The organism is Leadbettera azotonutricia ZAS-9 (genome assembly GCF_000214355.1).
Lineage (GTDB): Bacteria > Spirochaetota > Spirochaetia > Treponematales > Breznakiellaceae > Leadbettera > Leadbettera azotonutricia.
The window spans coordinates 920,830-938,504 of record NC_015577.1 but is presented as its reverse complement, the minus strand read 5'-3'; the positions used below and the strand labels follow the sequence as shown (position 1 = coordinate 938,504).

Below are 17,675 nucleotides of genomic sequence, written 5' to 3'. Positions count from 1 at the left end.
GCCAACTCTACTTTATCACCAGCTCATCATCTTCTATATATACACTAATCATTCCTGAAGATCTCGAAGCAGGGACTGTGATGCGCAGATAGTCTACAGCTATGCCAGGTAGTGCTCCCGTTTTGGCAGCCGTGACGATGCCCCTGGTTTCGCCTCCTATGAGGGGGTAGGAACGGGGAGCCCTTAGGCGGGTGTAGACGACTTCGAGATCGGAACCGATCTCTTCACGGGTATAGGAGGCTACGGGGACTGAGGGATTGGGAACAGGGTAGCGGAGAAAGGAGAAGCCTGCCCAGACCGCTGCGACGCCGGAGAGGAGTATGAGGGGGAAACCCACTGCCCTGGGAAAGCTGACCGCTATAGCGAGGAGGGCAACGAACACTGCGCCTATGATGTAGACAGAGCTCTCGGCGAAAAGCCGGACCTGGGAACTGATGAGGGCAGCGGCAAAGGAGGCGGTCATGACAGAGAGGCAGCAAAATGCTAGGGCAATGGAACGGCTACGGGCACGGCGAGGGGCTTTTTTCCGGAAATGGCCGAGTATGAAGCCCAGCGCTGCGCCCAGGAAAATGCAGGCCAGATAGAAAAAGTCCCGTGCGGGGACGAAATGATCAAATTCCATAAATGCCTGAGTATTTGCTCTCTATATAATTGAGGAAAGGTTCAGCCTGGAGGCTTTGGCCAGTCACTTTTTTAAGAAGTTCAGGAGGATCGAGGCGGCAGCCCCAAAGGTAGATGTTTTCCTTGAGCCAGTTTTGAATGACGGAAAAATCGCCTTTGGCAACGATCGCATCGAAATTGGGTATATCAGCCTTAAGCTTTTGGAAGAACTGGAGGCCGTAGAGGTTGCCCAGGGCATAGCTCGGGAAATAGCCGAAGGAACCCATGGACCAGTGGACATCCTGCAAAACGCCATCGGCATCGGTTTCCGGCTCTACGCCGAGTATATCCTTCATCTTTTGCCGCCAAAGAGCGGGCAGATCGGCAGGATCGATTTCGCCCGAGAAAAGACCCCTTTCAAGCTCGAACCTGAGTATGATGTGGAGACTGTAACTCACCTCGTCGGCTTCAATCCTGATGAGGGAAGGCCCGGCCAGATTGACCGCACGATAAAAGGAATCGAGGCTTATCCCTTTAAGACTGGGAAAATAGGATTGAAGCACCGGAAGCTGCCCTTCCCAGAATGGGCGGCTATGGCCGATGACATTCTCCCAAAAACGGGATTGGGATTCGTGTATGCCCATGCTTGCGCCGTCCGCAAGACTGGTCCCCCTCAGCTCATGGGGAAATGAAAGCTCGTAGAACGCGTGGCCCGATTCGTGAATGGTGGAGAAGATGGAGGAGAGCAGGTTCCGGGGAAGGTAGCGGGTAGTTATCCTGATATCGTCAGAACCAAGGGTGGTGGTAAAAGGATGGGCGCTTACATCGAGCCTGCCCCGGCGGGTATCGAAGCCCAGGCTCTGCATGAGGCTGCCGCTATATGCGGACTGGATTTCGGGATCGAATTCGTAGTCAAGAAAAGAAGCGTCGGGAGCGGGTTTGGCTGCTATTTTTTTGAGGAGCGCCGAAAGCCTCTCCCGTATAGGGGCGAACACCGCGCTTATGGCGGCCTCGCCCATGCCCGGCTCGTAGATGCCGAGGAGGCCGTCGTAAACAGAGCCTGCGCTTCCCTTCCCGTAGCCCCAGTATTCAGCCTGTCTGCGGGAAAGATCTATCATGGTTTTAAGGTGGGGCAGAAAGGCGGAAAAGTCATTGGCTTTGCGGGCCTTTACCCAAGCCGCCTGGGAGAGCCCCCCGGCCTTTGCCGCAGCCGCGACAAAATCGGAAGGAAGCTTTACCGCCCTGTCGTAATCGCGGCGCAGCACTTTGAGGAAATCCCGCTCAAGCTCCGGGAGCTTTTCGTCTCCCCGGGGGGTTTCGGGAACCGACCCCATTTCCCCAAGGAGCCGCCCCGTCTCGGGGGAGCAGAACTTATCATGGGCTATGGTTTCCAGTATGGCAAGCTGCTCTGAGCGGTCTTCCACCCCCATTTCCGGGAGGTAGGTTTCCTGATCCCACTGGAGCACAGCAGCGGCTTTTGCAAGGTGGTTGCACTCACGGTCAATGGCGTGGAGTTTGGCTAAGGAGGATTCATTGGAACTCATGGGAGGAGTATAGCATTATTGGCCCGATTTAAATAGAGGACGCGTTGCCTCATAAATAATCTAACCCAAAACAGGGAATGCCTCATAATAAAATTCTAACCCAAATTATGTAGCCTATATCCGGTAACAAGGGTACCGGAGGGCTCAATGGGGTTAACGATGAAAGAGAAACAGGCGCTTGCCAGAGAAATCAGCAAGCGGTATCGCAAAGCCGGGAAAAAGGGCAAGACCGCTATCCTGGACGAGTTTGTCCAGAACACAGGGTACAACCGGAAATACGCCCTGCACCTTTTGGCGAATTGGGGGAGAACGGAACTGGTCAGACTGGCCGGAAGGGTTGTTAAGCTCAAGGCCGATGCGTTTAAAAAACGAAAAGCAGGGGGAGGGCGGAAGCCGGTCTACCAGGCGGCAACGATAAAAGCCCTCAAACTGATTTGGGAGTTCTTTGATTACATGTGCGGGAAAAGGCTTTCCCCCTTCCTCCGGGAACAGATGCCTTTCCTCAATCCCTGCAAGGAGTTTGGCATCACCAAGGAGGTAAAGGCGCAGCTGCTTGCCATAAGCCCCGCCACCATCGACCGGAAGCTCAAGCCTGAACGGAAGAAGCTGGAATTAAAAGGACGGAGCGCCACACGGCCCGGCGGCCTCCTCAAGCACCAGATCCCCATCCGTGTCTTTTATGCCTGGGATGAGAGGAAACCGGGCTTTTTTGAGCTGGATACGGTGGTTCATGACGGCGGAAACGCCTCAGGCGAGTTCTGCTGTACCCTCAATGCCACCGATGTCTATTCAGGCTGGGTGGAGCTCCGCGCCCTCCTCAACAAGGCCCATCGCTGGGTTAAAGAGGAGGTGTCTCTCTTCCCCTCCCAGTTTCCCTTCCCCCTTTTGGGCATCGACAGCGATAACGGCGGGGAGTTCATTAATTACCAGCTCAAGGCATGGTGTGACGAACACCGCGTCCAGTTCACCCGCAGCCGTTCCTACCACAAGAACGACAACTGCTTCGTGGAGCAGAAAAACGACATGACCGTCCGCAGGACCGTGGGGTACTATCGCTATGACACCCTCCAGGCCAGAGACGCCCTGGCCGAGGTCTACCGCCATCTCTGTCCCCTGCTCAACTATTTTTACCCTTCAGAAAAAATAATCGCCAAGGAGCGGATAGGGGCCAGGGTCAAGAAGGTGTACGACAAACCCAAGTCGCCCTACAGGCGCCTCTTGGAATCCCCTGACCTTCCTGATACATTCAAGGACGAGCTTCGACGCAGGGCTGCCCGTCTCAATCCGGTCAAACAGAAACGCCTGGTCAACCATGCACTGATGGCTCTCTTCGAGCTTCAGAGCCAGAAGTCCCTTGCTGCTTCGGCTCTTGAAGATGTTTAGCCACGGTTAGATTTTTATTGTGAGGCAGCCGTTCCTTTCGGTTAGATTTTATTTTGAGGCATTACGGAGGAAGCAAGGTCTTGCGGTTTTTCATATATTGGGATAATCTGTAATATGACTTTGAATTATCCCAATATAGAGGATGGATATGGATTACATTGAAAGATCGGCAGGTAAAGCTATTTCCCGGATTATTGACTCCTTTCCGGTTATTTTGGTAACAGGGCCCAGGCAAGTAGGAAAAACAACTCTGCTCCAAAATCTCCCGGCTACAAGGGCATTGCCTTACATTTCCTTTGACAAACCATCGGAAGTATTATCCGCAAAGGCGGACCCTCATACTTTTCTCCAATTACACCAAGGGCCTGTTATCTTTGATGAAATCCAGTATGTACCGGAACTATTCCGGTGGATAAAAATAGAAGCGGATACCAAAAAAACAAAGGGCATGTACTACCTGACAGGCAGCCAGCAGTTCCATCTTATGAAGAATGTAAGCGAAAGCCTGGCCGGGAGAATCGGTATACTCCAATTATTGGGATTATCTCTGCGGGAAATTGCCGACCAGGGGAGCGGAAACATTTTTGATCTTCCCTTTATTCCGACGGAAGAATATTTAGCAACCCGGAATAAAAATGCCAAGGCTTATGGGCCGAAGGAAATTTGGAACAACATCTTTCAGGGATCTTTCCCCGCGATCATCTCCGGTTATTCCCGCCGGGAGGCCTTTTATGATTCCTACGTCAGAACCTATGTAGAACGGGATGTCCGCGCCCTGACCCAGGTTGGAGATGAGCTGCAATTTATCCAATTCATTACTGTAGCGGCAAGCCGTACCGGCCAGATGCTTAATTATCAGGATATGTCCCGGGATGTGGGCATTAGTGAGCCCACAGCAAAGAAATGGCTTTCTATTCTGATAACTTCCGGTTTGGTATATCTCCTTACTCCCTATTCCGCAAATGTTGGGAAACGGGTAGTAAAAACACCCAAGCTCTATTTTTTGGATACAGGGCTTGCAGCGTATTTAACCAAATGGACAAGTCCTGAAGTCATGATGCAGGGTGCTATGGCAGGAGCCTTTTTTGAAACCTTTGTCATTGCAGAAATTCTAAAAAGCTATTATAACGCCGGTAGTGAACCTGCGCTGTTTTACTACCGGGATAAGGATCAAAAGGAAATCGATCTCCTTGTCATGGAAAACGGCTATCTCTATCCCCTTGAAATAAAAAAGACTGCCACTCCAAAAAGACAGGATGCATCAGCCTTTGCGGTGCTGAAAAATATAAATGGCATGAAGATAGGCATCGGTGGAATAATCTGCACTGATACCAGCCTGGGGCTTATAGATAAAGACCGGTATATTATACCGGTTGGGTTTGTGTGATGGTGAATCACTGATTATGCTATGCCCGCAATAAAATAATCACGGCATCACCGTATACTCCTGCACCACCTGAATCTCCGGCAGTATATCGCTGCCCGGAACGGTCTCGCGGGCTGCGGCGACGGCGGCTTCGACAAGGGATTGGGAGCTGGCAACGCCGTAGAGGGTTGCTTTGGCGCCCGAGACCTGGGCTTCGAGGAAGTGGATAGGGACTTCCTTTTCGTAGAGGATGTGGTGCTTTATCTGCTGGCCCAGGGTGAGGTCCTGGATGCGGAGGGTGTTCTGGGCTTCGGCTTCGTCGGTGATGGTACGGTCGCGCATGTACTTGATGAGTTCGGAGCAGACTTCGGGGTGGAGATGGCCGGTGTTGAGGGCCAGGTGGTAGTTGCCGGCGTCCTTCCATTTGACATCGAAGAAATAGCGGTGGAAGCCTTCGCGGTCGTGATCGCTCTGCTCGATGATTTGGCGGGCACGGCGCTCGTCGCAGTGGAAATAGCTTTTGACCCGCTCTATGCGGATTTCGGGGGGGGCCACAAGGAAGACTGAAAAGACCCCGGGGACGTTTCTGAGGATCACGCTGGCGCCGCGGCCTATGAATACGCATGAGCCCTCGCTGGCTTCGGTGAGGATTGCGGTTTTAAGGAAGTGGAGGTAGTCGTCCCTGTCCTGGGAAAGGGATGCCCAAAACGTGGGCTTCCGCTCGTCATACTTCTTTAGCTTCGCCCCTTCGACACCGAAGGATTTTATCCGGTCTTCCAGGGCTGAGCGATCCACGAACCGGTAGCTAAGCTGGCTGGAAAGTTCGTGGGCTGTTTCGTCTCCTAATGCTGCGAGTTCGCGGGAAATGGTTATGATTGCCATAGGTACTCCTCTTTAAGCAGCGTTGGCTGCTATGATAATCGAAGCGAAACGGAGTTTCGCATACTCCCTCGCCTTGTAGGCTCACCTAAAGGATAACCCCATATTGCTTATTTGTCAAAAAGCGTTTGAAGGGGTATAGTTTAACCATGAATGATCGTCTTGTTTGGAAAGAAGAAAGCAGCAGGGATGTGTATTCCTGCCCTGTGTTCACTGTGGGGGAAAGGATCTGCCGCTCCCCTGATGGCGAGGCCCGCGCCTACACGGTGCTGGATACCTCTGATTGGGCTATCGTGATCCCGGTGCTCGAAACCGGGAGGGGCAGGGAATTCGTCATGGTGCGGCAGTGGCGTCATGGCGCAAAGGAACTGAGCCTGGAATTCCCCGGCGGGGTCTTTGAAAAAGGCGAGGATGAGTTCCAGGCTGCCGCGAGGGAGCTAAGAGAAGAAACCGCCTTTATCCCGGGGAAGATACGCAAGCTTGGGGAATTCAACCCCAATCCGGCTATCATGTCCAATACCGTGCATTTTTTCCTTGCCGAGGATCTCAAACCCACCGAGGGGCAGGATCTGGATGAGGATGAATTTGTAGAGGTCGAGACTGTGCCCTGGGAAGAGGTTCTTAAGAACATGGGGCAAAAACCCTATATTCATGCACTTATGGGGACGGCGCTGGCACTTTTCTTGCAGAAAGTGAAGATATAAGAAACTGCTAAACAAAAGCCGCCGAAACGAATGTCCCGGCGGCCTTCAAATGCTTAACGATTAGATCTTAGCGCAGGGGGCTATAGGTGGCGCCCGCATCCCACATGCCTGAACGGGTTTCACCCTTGATGCTGGGGATATCCAGAACCATGCCGGGGTGAATGAGGTCGGGGTTATTGGGCTGGGGCAGCTTGGCCTTGTTGGCGTTGTAGAGCAGCTTCCACTGCTTGGGATCGCCATAAGCCCAGGGGCGGCCCGCAATGTTCCAGAGGCAATCCTTGGAGATTGCCCAGGGCCTGACGGTGTATTGGGCAGGCAGGGGCGTGGGGCCCGGTTGGGGCTGTGAAGGCGGCTGGTTCGGAGGGGCCTCGGTAACGTATGCCAGGGCATTAATTACCCGGTTGGCAGCGTCAACAGCGTCGTCCCAGCGTTCTGAACCGCGATAGCCGATGGCGTCGTTATATGAGTTCCGGGCATTGGTATACTCGGTGGGGTAACGGCTCGAAGCGTTCACGGCTGAGGAATTTGCCCAATCAAGGCGGGCTTTGGCAGCAGCAATAGCGTCGTTGGCAGCCTTGATCTTGAGCTGGAGGGTCACATATTCATCTGAAAGCTGAGCCTGGTAAACAGCCTGCTGGGAATACTGGGTGGAAAGATCGTAGTCCCCGTCTTCAAAGGCAGCCTGTGCCAGATTGGTAAGCCTTACGCTTTCGATAAAGTACTTGTTGTTCCGTATGCTGCCCGGGATAGCAGAATCCGATGAAGCGGCTGCAGCCAGGGAAGCTATGGAATAAAAGTCTGCCCTGTCTGTAGAGGCATAATCGAAATTCCAGAGATAATAAACTACCTCATCGAAATCGGGAAGCCAGAAACCTGCATCTTTGTACAAAACCGGGGCCTTCTGGGCTGCAGTATCGAAAAATACCGGTTCAGGCAAATCTGCCATTTCCTGGGCGAAGACCCCCTGGGTCCCAAAAGCCAGGATAACCAGCAATCCAAGGGTAATTACGCGTTTCATTGCGCGCCTCCTTCCAGAATTATTTCAGCGTTGCGGGCTGTCCCGTCGCTTTCTACCATTTTAAGCTCCGCTTCTCTGAGGGCTTCTTCGGCAATGCGGCGTTTTTCCCTGGCGGACGTGGTTACCGCCTCGAAGAGTATCCGCGATTGATTGTAGAGATTGCCGGCATCATCGTAATTCCTGCCCCTAAAGGAGGTCACTGCCCGGTTATAAACCGCATTGGCAGCATCGTAGTCCTGACGCACCGCTACATTGGCCTTGAGGTCCAGGGATCGCTGGCGTTCTGCGGCAGCCGCTGCCCCGGTATCGGAAGCATAGGATTCTTTGCCCTTAGCCAAGGACTTGTTGTATTGAGAAAGGGCGTCTTCCGCCTTGCTCCTGGCGCTGGCAATGTTTCCGGCATCGTAATCATCAATGGCGGAAAGACCAACGGAATCGGCGGTTTCGATGGCGCTGGGATCATAACGTACAAAACCCCGGTCTTCGATTTCGAGCCTTACCTTGTAGGCATTCACGCCTGTGGCAAGGGCTTCGTACATATCCCGGGCAGCAAAGGCTGTATCCCTGGCATTGTAGTAGTCATTGGACTGGTAGGCTGTATAGGCTTCAACGGCTTTATTGTCAGCTTCATAGAGATAATCCTGAGCAAGGTAATTCGCGCCTGCGGCAAGGGCTTTATCCCTGATGCCGACAACATCGCTTTCCAGATCCTGGGCATATTGGGGTATGGTTTTGTCAGCCAAAGCCCTGTAAGCTCCGGCCGCGGCATTGTACCGGGCAGTCGAATCCCTGGTGGAACGCAGGTTGGCAGTGGATTTTCCGCTTTCAGCCTGGCTGTAGAGGGATTCAGCAGCATTCCAATCCGGGGGGAAATAGGCAGGGCCGTTGAAATCAATGACCAGCTGGCGGGCAATAACAGCTTTATCCACTGCAGCATTGAGATCGTTCAGGGCAGCTTGATCGGGAGGACCATCATTAGGATCGAGGGCTTCATCAGGAGGAGGGGCTTCGGTGGCAGGCTGCGTGCTTTTGCAAGACACTGCCGCAGTCAAAATCAACAAACCCAGCACAAAATAACGTATATACTTACTCTTCATAGGCATCTCCTTCAAATGATATGCAAATCTCCGCGAAATACAATCATTTATCCGATGATTAATATATCACACTTTTGAAGAATCAACAAGATGAGAAATAAATTTACACTAATTTTTTAAGAAATTTAGCCGATAGAGGCTATTGCTTCCTGGGTCATGGCATCGCAGCGTTCATTGTAGGTGTTGCCCGCGTGGCCTTTGACCCAGACCCAGGCAATGGAAAATTCGCCCGAAATGCTGTCCAGCCTCTGCCAAAGATCCTGGTTCCTGACCGGCTGCTTGTCGGAGGTCCGCCAGCCCTTGGCTTTCCAGCCCTTGAGCCATTCGGTCATCCCTTTTTGGAGATACTGTGAATCGGTGCAAAGAGTGAGCTTTCTGGGCGCGTCCGTAAGGGTTTTGAGGGTTTCCAGGGAGGCAATGGCAGCCATAAGCTCCATGCGGTTGTTGGTGGTGCTTTTTTCAGCCCCGGATCGCTCGGCCAGCACATTTATGCCCTGGAAAGTGTCTTGCAGTATGACGAAAGCCCAACCGCCAGGGCCGGGGTTGCCGGAGCAGCCCCCATCGGTGTATATCGTAAGCGCCATAAAGCCTAGAGCTTTGCCACCGCTTCCCATTTGCCGGAAGAGGCCGAAGCAAAAAGAGCATCAATAACCGCCATATTGTTGATGGCATCCTGGATTGGAGTAGGAACCTCGGTCTTTTCGATGAGGGCCTGGGCAAAAGAGTCAAATTCAAGAAGATACTGGTCGGCTATTTCGGTCTGTATCACCCTGGTACCCACCCCCTGGGAAACTGTTACCACCCCGGGTACATCGCCGTACATATTGAAGGGAACATCTATGGACAGATCGCCCCCTGTTCCATAGGCGGTGACCCTCTGGTAGGGGAAGATCTGGGTTCCAATGGTAAAGGTTGATGACTTGCCGTTCCCAAAGTCGAGGATTGCCGAAACATAGGTGTCGGTTTTGAAGGCGGAATCCCGCAGTGCATTGGCAACGACCTTTTTAGGTTCAGCCCCCATGAGATAGCGGGCAGAGGAGACCGTGTAGCAGCCTATGTCCAGCAAGGCCCCACCCCCGGCAGAGGCAATGTTCCTTATATTGGAAGGATCCTTGTTGTCGTAGGAGAAAACACCCCCGGTCCCCATGACTTCTCCCAGCTCCCCTGAGCGGGCAATCTCATAGGCCCTGATCCATTGGGGGTGGAAACGATACATAAAGGCTTCCATGAGAGGGACTTTCTTCTTTTGACAGTAAGAGGCGGCCTGGGCAGCCTCTTTTGCGTTGAGGCAAAGGGGCTTTTCGCAGAGTATGGCCTTTCCCGCATCGGCAGCTTTCTTTATATATTGAAGATGAAGGTGGTTCGGCAGGGGAATGTAGACAAAATCCACATTGGGATCAGAGAGGAGATCCTCGTAAGAACCGTAGGATTTCTCAAACCCCCAGGTTTTGGCGTATTTTTTGGCCTTGGCAGCGTCCCTGGAAGCGACCGCATAAGGCTCTATCAATAGAGAAGATTTAAGCGGAGTTGATACCCGGAGAGAATAGTGGCCCGAGCAGCCCAGTACACCCATACGCAATTTATCCATAAGACCCCCTTCGGCATAGCCGTGAACAGCCCTATCATGCCCTAATTTCAGGAAAAAGTCAAATACAGGGCAAAACAGTGAAGAAAGGTGAAAAAAACATCATTTTCCTATTGCCGTTCAGGCTTCAAATTTAGTATTTTATAGGTGAGCCTTGGGACTAATAAACCCTTGGCTTGAAACCGTATGGTTTCCGGAATCTAATCAATTTCATATTATACCGGTTAAAAACATCAATCAAAAAACCGGTGTTAAAGAGGAGAAGAGAATTATGGCGAAACAGTTACTGTTCAACGAAGAAGGCCGCCGCAAGCTGCTGGCGGGTGTGGAGCAAATCTCCAGGGCTGTCAAAGTAACCCTGGGTCCCAAGGGCCGGAATGTCCTTCTGGACAAGAAATTCGGCGCCCCCACGGTGACCAAAGACGGCGTTTCGGTTGCCAAAGAAGTGGAACTGGCCGACCCCTACGAAAACATGGGCGCCCAGCTTCTCAAAGAAGTGGCCACCAAGACCAACGACGTGGCCGGCGACGGCACCACCACCGCGACCGTACTTGCCTACTCCCTGGTTAAGGAAGGCCTCAAGTCGGTAGCCGCAGGCATGACCCCCATCGAACTGAAGCGGGGCATCGACAAGGCCGTGGAAATCGCGGTCGCAGAAATCAAAAAGAACGCCAAGGAGATCAAGGACAAGGAAGAAATTTCCCACGTTGCCTCGGTTTCCGCCAACAACGATGCAGAAATCGGCAACACCATTGCCGAGGCCATGGACAAGGTCGGGAAAGACGGGGTCATCACTGTTGAAGAGTCCAAAACCATGGACACCACCATCGAGTTTGTGGAAGGCATGCAGTTTGACCGCGGCTACATTTCCGCCTACTTCGTAACCGACCGGGACACCATGAGCACCGTGTACGAAGATGTCTACATCCTCATCCACGACAAGAAAGTTTCTTCAATGAAGGACATGCTGCCCCTGCTGGAAAAAGTTGCCCAGTCAGGCAAGCCCCTCCTCATCATCGCTGAAGATGTTGACGGCGAGGCCCTTTCAACCCTGGTTCTGAACAGCCTCCGGGGCACCCTCAAGACCGTGGCGGTCAAGGCTCCCGGTTTCGGCGACAGGCGCAAGGCCATGCTCGAAGATATCGCCATCCTGACAGGCGGCGAAGTCGTTACCGAAGAACTGGGCATCAAGCTCGAAAACACCGACATTTCCCAGCTCGGCAAGGCCAAGACCGTAAAGATCGACAAAGACAACACCACCATCATCAACGGCGCAGGCAAGGCTAAGGACATCCAGGACCGCATCGCCCAGATCAAGGCCCAGATTGAAGACACCAGCTCCGACTATGACCGCGAGAAGCTCCAGGAGCGCCTCGCCAAACTCGCAGGCGGCGTGGCCGTCATCAACGTCGGCGCCGCTACCGAAGTGGAACTCAAAGAGAAGAAGCACCGCGTCGAAGACGCCCTGAGCGCCACCCGCGCAGCCATCGACGAAGGCATAGTCCCCGGCGGCGAACTCGCCCTGATTCAGGCCGCCATTGCCCTGGACAAGGCCGATGTTTCCGGCCTTACAGACGACGAAAAAGTCGGCTTCAAAATTGTGAAGCGTGCCCTGGAAGAACCCATCCGCCAGATAGCCGAAAACGCCGGTGTTGACGGCGCGGTCATTGCGGAACGGGCCAAGACCGAAAAGAAAGGCATCGGCTTCGACGCTGCCAAGATGGAATGGGTAGACATGGTAAAGGCCGGCATCATCGACCCCGCCAAAGTAACCCGCTCTGCCCTGCAGAACGCAGCCTCCATTGCAAGCCTCCTCCTCACCACCGAATGTGCCATCACGGACATTCCCGAGAAGAAGGAAGCGCCCTCCATGCCCCCCGGCGGCGGCATGGGTGGTATGGGCGGCATGGATTACTAAAAAATCGCAAGCGATTTTTTAGTTTAGCGTAGAGTATAGGAAGGCTGCTCCGAAAAGGGGCGGCCTTTTTTTGGTTTATGGATTTCCCCGCAGCGCACATTGACTTTTGCAACGGTATGCCTAATAATCAATAAAAGCAAAATGCGGATGGTGGAGGCAAAAAATGTTAAGTGAACCCTTGGTAAAGGCGTTAAGCAGTCAATTAAACGGAGAATTTTATTCGGCGTATCTCTATCTGGGTATGTCGGCTTATGCGGACAGGGCGGGGTACAAAGGAATCGCAAACTGGCTGTATGTGCAGGCCCAGGAAGAAAGGGCCCATGCCGTTCACATATACCAGCATATCCTTGAGCGCGGCGCCTCCCCTGTTTTGCCGGAAGTGAAGGCTCCGCCCTCCACATGGCGGGACATTACAGAACTTTTTGAAAAGGTTCTGTCCCACGAACAGGGCGTGACGGCCAGCATAAACAATATTGCCTCCCTTGCGGCGGGTGAAAAGGATCATGCTACCTATAATTTTATCATGTGGTATGTCAATGAGCAGGTTGAAGAAGAAAAAAATGTCGATGAAATTCTTGCCAAGATAAAGCTCATGGGCAGCAATCCCGTGCTTATATTTCACCTGGATTCGGAGCTTGCGACCCGGACCTTTGTTGATCCCTTTGCAGGGGCCGGGGCTACGGCATAGAATTTCGCTAAAACACCATACCCTGTGTGACAGGGTATGGCACTGTGATTATTAATTCTAAAAGTTTTACCCTATTCATTCCAAAATAGTGATCTCCACCCGGCGGTTCAGGCGGCGGCCTTCGTTGGTGGCGTTGTCGCCCAGGGGTTTTGCGCCGCCCCAGCCTTTGTAGATAAAACGATCCGCACCAAGGCCGCGGCGGGTTAGCTCCTCCACCATGCGCTGGGCCCGCTGAACCGAAAGCTCCAGTTCGCCGTCAGGGCGGCCTACGGCGGCAGTGTGGCCTTCCACCAGAATTGTGCGATCCGGGATTTGCTTTAGGGTTTGGGCGATACTATCCAAACGGGGCTGTTCCTCGGGCAGGAAGGCGTCGGAATCGGGGGCAAAGCGTATGTCCTTGATGGTGAGGCGTATGCCCTCGGGAACGGTGTTTACTTCAATATCTTTTCGTTCTGTCTTGAGGAACGCAATTGCCGGCTCGGGGTTAAAGGGGATCTTGCTTTGGCCGAAGGTGAGGGTAAAGCCCCGAAAGCGGATGCTAACGCCGCCGGGCCAGGTGTAGGTTTCATCCAGGTTGTCGCGCATCATCATGAGGAGACCGTCGGAGACGCGGAGAAGGATGTCAACCAAATGGGTTCCCTGGACTTTGAAGTCCGGTGGCCGGAAATTTTCTTCATCATTTTCAGAGGGCCCCTGGTAGCGGAGGGCATATTTGGCGGCTATGCGGTATACCGGAACATCCTTGTAAAGCTCTGTCCCCAGGTATTGATATTCGGCGATAAAGGGGATGAGGGCGGGCTGCCCCTGATTTAAGGGATCAAGAGCGCGGCTGCCGGGAGCAGTCCATTTGTCGCTGGGGATGAGCTTTTCCTTTGGAAAGGCAGGGAAACCCCTCAGATGGGGGAAGCCTCGATCATCATCTATTTGAAGGCTTCCATCACTGTAAACCCGGAAGCTCACAGGGATGACGGCGTCTACTGCCTGGGCGCTTTGCCTAAGGTCTCTGAGGGTTTCTTCCAAAACCAAAAAATTGCCCTGATACAAAAACCCCTGATCCTGCGGCCCCGGCGAAGGGGCAATGGAGGCCCGGACTTCCCGATACACATGGCCTTTGTACTTCCCGTTATCATAGCGGGACCAGTCGGAACGTTTCACCAGAGTATAGGGGCCGGTTTCCAATGCCGAAAGAAAAACGCCCGCATCCTGGCTAAAAGCGGGGAAGCTGAAAATGAGGATATAAAAAAACAGCACCGGAATGAAAAGACGATTGCTGATGATTCCCCTCCTGCGCTATGGCCTTATACAGTCACTATATCTATAAACCGGAATTGTTACAGGGGCTGCAGCTTAAATTGCCCAGGCTGTCCCGGTGTATCAGAACCGGAACCCCATAGAGCCTATGGATTAATTCTTCTGTCAGGACTTCCTCAGGCGTTCCCAGAGCGGCAATCCGGGATTCATGAAGCACCAGGGCCTTATGGGCAAACATAAAAGCATGGTTCGGATTGTGGGTACTATACATGATGCTGTAACCCTGACGGCAGAGTTCCTGGATTTTAAAGAGAACCCTGAACTGGTTGCCGTAATCAAGGTTGGCGGTGGGTTCATCCATGATAAGAATTTCCGCCTGTTGAGCCAGAGCCCTGGCGATCAGCACCAACTGCTGTTCACCGCCGCTTAAAAGACGGAAGCCCCTGTCCCTGAATTCATAAATGCCCAGTTGTTTCAGAGCATCGGCGGCGGCTTTTGTCTGCTTCTTTCCGGGCTGGACCCATTCTTTTTCCATGGCGGCAGTTCCCATAAGGGTCATATCAAATGCAGAATAATTAAAACCCGGATGATGGGACTGGGGCACATAGGCGATATTTTTTGCCAGGGCTTCGGGACTTTTGCCGCGGATATTTTCCCCGGATAGAAGTACCTGGCCTTCAAAGTTTTTTTCAAATCCCATGATGCAGCGGAACAAGGTACTCTTGCCGGCGCCATTGGGGCCCAGCATGGCCATGAGTTCTCCCTTCCCGACATAAAAATTTAAGTCCCTTAAAATAGTACGGGGACCGTAGGCAAAGCTGAGGTTTTGTACTTCCAGTTTTTTACTGTTCACCAGAGATCCCCTTTTCTGGTAAGGAGCCAAAGGAAGAAAGGCGCTCCGATAAGAGCGGTGAGTATGCCCAGGGGAATTTCAGTAGCAAAAAAATTACGGGAAAAATCATCAATTAAAAGAAGGAAAAGCGCTCCCAGAAGCATGGAAGCCGGCATGAGAATCCGGTAATCGTTGCCTGTCATGCGCCGGGTCAGGTGGGGAATCACCAGTCCTGCCCATCCTATAATGCCGCTCACCGAAACCGAAGCCGCAGTGATGAGGGTTGCCCCAAGGATCACACAAGTTCTTGTGCGTTTGACATGAACCCCCATGGATTGAGCTTCTTCTTCGCTCAGGGTAAGGAGGTTGATCCTCCAACGGAAAATAAGAAGAGGAATAAGGCCAATGAGTATGGGTACCAGGACAAAGTTAACATCCGTCATCCTGGTTTTTGCCAGAGACCCCATAAGCCAGTAGGTGATTTCCGGGAGTACATTATTCGGATCTGCTATGAGCTTCATAAAGGAAATACCCGCGCTGCAAAGAGAAGATACCATCATCCCCGCCAGAATGAGGCCGACTACTTTTTTCCCTTTGGCATTGTTTCCGATAAACATCACTAGGGCTATGCAAACCAGGCTGGAACAAAAGGCGGACAGGGTGATAAGAGGCCGGGGCAGCCTGAGCAGTATAGCCGCCGCAGCGCCTGTCGCAGCCCCGCTGGATGCCCCCAGTATATCAGGAGCCGCCAGGGGATTCTGAAACACTCCCTGAAAACTTGCACCTGCCGCTGCCAGAGAACAACCCACAAGGCAGGCCAGAATGATCCGGGGAAGCCGGACAGTGAAAAAGATGGCCTCCATCTGGGCCGATTCAAACCGGCCCCCGAATATCCGCAGCAACAAGGATTTTACCGGAATAGGATAACGCCCCATGGACAGAGAGAGTATCACTGCTATGGCCAATAAAATTGCCAGTAGCAGTATTAGTGATGATGGGGCAATTTTTCTATTTACCATGAATACTGTTAACCATAATCCTGTTAAAGCGCTCCTGTGAAAGGGTATACCCATAGAATAGCTTGTAATATTCCGCAGCTTCAGTATAGAGATCGTACTGTACATATTCAGGGTACAGGATGGTTCCCAGCCAAAGCATTCCCAAATAACGGTTTATCGAAGGGGGCGACCCCATCCAGTTATAGGGCCCCTGGGGAACTTCATAGTAAGCGCCATTCTTAATAGCCCGGAGTTGTTTCCAGGCAGGATCAGAAGCCGCCTGTGCATAAACGCTGTCGGCGCCGAAAAGGATAATTTCAGGATTCCACAGGCTGATCTGTTCCAGGTCTGTTTCGTTGCCGCTGCCCCTGGATGCAGGGTTATCAACCTTCGCCTGATTATTGGTCATCCAGTCCAGTATTTCCGCATGGAAAGATCCTGCGGCCAGTACATTGGTTCCGCCCTTGCCAAGACAGTAAAGCACTGCCTTTTTATTATTCCCCACCCGGTTCATAATCCCCTGCGCTGAATCCAGAGTACGCTGACTAAAATCAGCCAGAGCGTTTCCCTGGGCCTGCCTATCCAGAAGGACACCCAGCATACGGAAGGCTTCAGGGGTACTCTCGAGGGTGGCGGTAATGTGTACTGTTGGTATGGCTATGGAAGCAGAAATACTATCCATGTCCTGGGCAATGGTATCTTTAGGTTCACCCACATCAATGATAATATCGGGACCAATGGCGGCAATCTCCTCGGGATTGAGATTGGCTGCACCGTAAAACTGCCCTACTATAGGAAGCTTCTGCAGAGATTGCGGAATGAACTCTCCCTGTTCAGCGGTAAAGGCCGAGGGTATGGCGCAGATCATATCAGGGGCGATGGCTTGCAGAAACATCAGGGCCAAAGCACCGGACGGAACAATGCGCCTGATATTCTGGGGCAGCTTTACAGTTCGTCCTGCAGAGTCGGTAAAAAGCCGCGTTGCGGGCGCAGAAACCGGGGCCTCCTGTCTCGGTGCGGCATAGAGATTCAAAACACCAAACAGAAACAAAAGGCAAAACAAAACTTTAAAAGACTTCATATATGCTCCTATATATACGCAGCGTTAACTGCAAAGGTTTAATCGGAAGGGAACCAACGGTTCCCAATGCTCCTTTCTATTTTAAGCTATAGGTAATGGGAATAATCAGCTTCATTTCTTCGGGGGGCGGCCTAAAGGGGGCGGCGGCATAAATGGTCTCGATGGCGGCAATGTCGAGCATTTCCTGACCGCTGCTTGTCAGTACCTGTACATCTCTTACCGAACCGTTTATCAGCATGATAAAAGACAGTTCCACAGTTCCCCGTATACCCGCCCGCCTGGCCTGGGAAGGATAAATCAGCCTGTCCCGAATCCTGCGCTGTATATCCTTCAAATTACGATCCAGATAAGCCTTGCGCACAGCAGTGTTTACTGTATTTTGCGTGGAAGTATCCCTTGCGGCTCCCATATTCGCACTTTTACTATCATTTTCTGCGGGAATGACGGAGCTGCTGCCTGTATCATTTTCAACAAAGGCTGCCTCCTGTAAAATTTCAGGAATTTCATCAAGGGGGATATATTCCTCTGTTTGAATATCCTGAAAGACAGTCAGGGACGCCGGTGCTGGTTCTTCGGGTTCCAGCAGAACAATGTTCACCAGGGAAAAAGGCTTTGTTTCCCCGGCCTCCTTTTTCTGATGGGTGTCAGGATTGAAGGCGAAGAAAAGAAAAATACCCCCATGGAGAATAATGGAAAAAAGAAACATAAATTGCAACAATCCAATTTTTGAT

General features: G+C 52.3%; 17 protein-coding genes. 5 read left to right on the top strand and 12 right to left on the bottom strand.

All coding sequences use genetic code 11. From position 1 onward, the window contains the following. Positions 1-7: 7 nt before the first annotated feature. Both TREAZ_RS04160 and TREAZ_RS04155 read right to left on the bottom strand, forming a co-directional pair. Positions 8-622: a hypothetical protein gene (locus TREAZ_RS04160; RefSeq protein ID WP_043922825.1), complete on the bottom strand. Its 615-nt coding sequence runs from the start codon at positions 620-622 to the stop codon at positions 8-10. Next, positions 612-2,144 carry a carboxypeptidase M32 gene (locus TREAZ_RS04155; RefSeq protein WP_015710563.1) on the bottom strand — a complete coding sequence of 511 codons (1,533 nt, stop codon included), beginning with the start codon at positions 2,142-2,144 and terminating at the stop codon, positions 612-614. Before TREAZ_RS04155 ends, TREAZ_RS04160 begins: the two co-directional genes overlap by 11 nt. A gap of 147 nt (positions 2,145-2,291) precedes the next feature. Between TREAZ_RS04155 and TREAZ_RS04150 the strand changes: the two genes are divergently transcribed. After that, positions 2,292-3,527 carry an integrase catalytic domain-containing protein gene (locus TREAZ_RS04150; RefSeq protein ID WP_015709982.1) on the top strand — a complete coding sequence of 412 codons (1,236 nt, stop codon included), beginning with the start codon at positions 2,292-2,294 and terminating at the stop codon, positions 3,525-3,527. 148 nt (positions 3,528-3,675) lie between these two features. After that, on the top strand, positions 3,676-4,914 hold the full coding sequence (locus tag TREAZ_RS04145; RefSeq protein WP_015710562.1) for an ATP-binding protein: 1,239 nt from the start codon (positions 3,676-3,678) through the stop codon (positions 4,912-4,914). Positions 4,915-4,953: 39 nt separating this feature from the next. Here the strand turns inward: TREAZ_RS04145 and TREAZ_RS04140 are convergent, their stop codons facing one another. Then, positions 4,954-5,775, bottom strand: a complete 822-nt coding sequence (locus TREAZ_RS04140; protein ID WP_015710561.1) for a cytidylate kinase-like family protein — start codon at positions 5,773-5,775, stop codon at positions 4,954-4,956. A 146-nt stretch (positions 5,776-5,921) separates the two neighbouring features. Between TREAZ_RS04140 and TREAZ_RS04135 the strand changes: the two genes are divergently transcribed. Next, positions 5,922-6,476, top strand: coding sequence for an NUDIX hydrolase (locus tag TREAZ_RS04135; RefSeq protein WP_015710560.1), 555 nt, complete (start codon positions 5,922-5,924; stop codon positions 6,474-6,476). Positions 6,477-6,543: 67 nt separating this feature from the next. On the opposite strand, the gene TREAZ_RS04130 is transcribed toward TREAZ_RS04135, so the two are convergent. The 4 genes from TREAZ_RS04130 to TREAZ_RS04115 all read right to left on the bottom strand — a co-directional run bounded on the left by TREAZ_RS04130 (position 6,544) and on the right by TREAZ_RS04115 (position 10,179). Next, on the bottom strand, positions 6,544-7,494 hold the full coding sequence (locus tag TREAZ_RS04130; protein ID WP_015710559.1) for a LysM peptidoglycan-binding domain-containing protein: 951 nt from the start codon (positions 7,492-7,494) through the stop codon (positions 6,544-6,546). Further along, positions 7,491-8,591, bottom strand: a complete 1,101-nt coding sequence (locus TREAZ_RS04125) for a hypothetical protein (RefSeq protein WP_015710558.1) — start codon at positions 8,589-8,591, stop codon at positions 7,491-7,493. Before TREAZ_RS04125 ends, TREAZ_RS04130 begins: the two co-directional genes overlap by 4 nt. 125 nt (positions 8,592-8,716) lie before the next feature. Further along, a complete protein-coding gene (rnhA, locus tag TREAZ_RS04120; RefSeq protein ID WP_015710557.1) occupies positions 8,717-9,175 on the bottom strand; it encodes a ribonuclease HI in 459 nt (152 codons plus the stop codon). Positions 9,176-9,180: 5 nt separating this feature from the next. Continuing rightward, entirely contained in the window at positions 9,181-10,179 is a 999-nt protein-coding gene (locus TREAZ_RS04115; RefSeq protein ID WP_015710556.1) for a Gfo/Idh/MocA family protein, read from the bottom strand. Between the two features lie 268 nt (positions 10,180-10,447). On the opposite strand from TREAZ_RS04115, the gene groL reads away from it, so the two are divergent. Both groL and TREAZ_RS04105 read left to right on the top strand, forming a co-directional pair. Beyond that, the gene (gene groL, locus TREAZ_RS04110; protein ID WP_015710555.1) at positions 10,448-12,094 is read left to right on the top strand and encodes a chaperonin GroEL; all 1,647 of its coding nucleotides are present in this window, start codon (positions 10,448-10,450) and stop codon (positions 12,092-12,094) included. Between the two features lie 163 nt (positions 12,095-12,257). Further along, the gene (locus TREAZ_RS04105; protein WP_015710553.1) at positions 12,258-12,782 is read left to right on the top strand and encodes a ferritin; all 525 of its coding nucleotides are present in this window, start codon (positions 12,258-12,260) and stop codon (positions 12,780-12,782) included. Between the two features lie 75 nt (positions 12,783-12,857). Here the strand turns inward: TREAZ_RS04105 and TREAZ_RS04100 are convergent, their stop codons facing one another. From TREAZ_RS04100 to TREAZ_RS17275, 5 genes are all read right to left on the bottom strand, one after another. Continuing rightward, a complete protein-coding gene (locus TREAZ_RS04100) occupies positions 12,858-14,033 on the bottom strand; it encodes an OmpA family protein (RefSeq protein WP_015710552.1) in 1,176 nt (391 codons plus the stop codon). A gap of 64 nt (positions 14,034-14,097) precedes the next feature. Continuing rightward, positions 14,098-14,886 (bottom strand): ABC transporter ATP-binding protein, encoded by a 789-nt coding sequence (locus TREAZ_RS04095; RefSeq protein WP_015710551.1) that lies wholly within the window; start codon positions 14,884-14,886, stop codon positions 14,098-14,100. Next, complete coding sequence (locus TREAZ_RS04090) at positions 14,883-15,884, bottom strand: FecCD family ABC transporter permease (RefSeq protein WP_015710550.1); 1,002 nt, start codon at positions 15,882-15,884, stop codon at positions 14,883-14,885. Before TREAZ_RS04090 ends, TREAZ_RS04095 begins: the two co-directional genes overlap by 4 nt. Then, complete coding sequence (locus tag TREAZ_RS04085; protein WP_015710549.1) at positions 15,874-16,944, bottom strand: ABC transporter substrate-binding protein; 1,071 nt, start codon at positions 16,942-16,944, stop codon at positions 15,874-15,876. The genes TREAZ_RS04090 and TREAZ_RS04085 overlap by 11 nt, the downstream gene beginning before the upstream one ends. A 76-nt stretch (positions 16,945-17,020) precedes the next feature. Further along, positions 17,021-17,650 (bottom strand): energy transducer TonB, encoded by a 630-nt coding sequence (locus TREAZ_RS17275; protein ID WP_015710548.1) that lies wholly within the window; start codon positions 17,648-17,650, stop codon positions 17,021-17,023. Positions 17,651-17,675 lie beyond the last annotated feature (25 nt).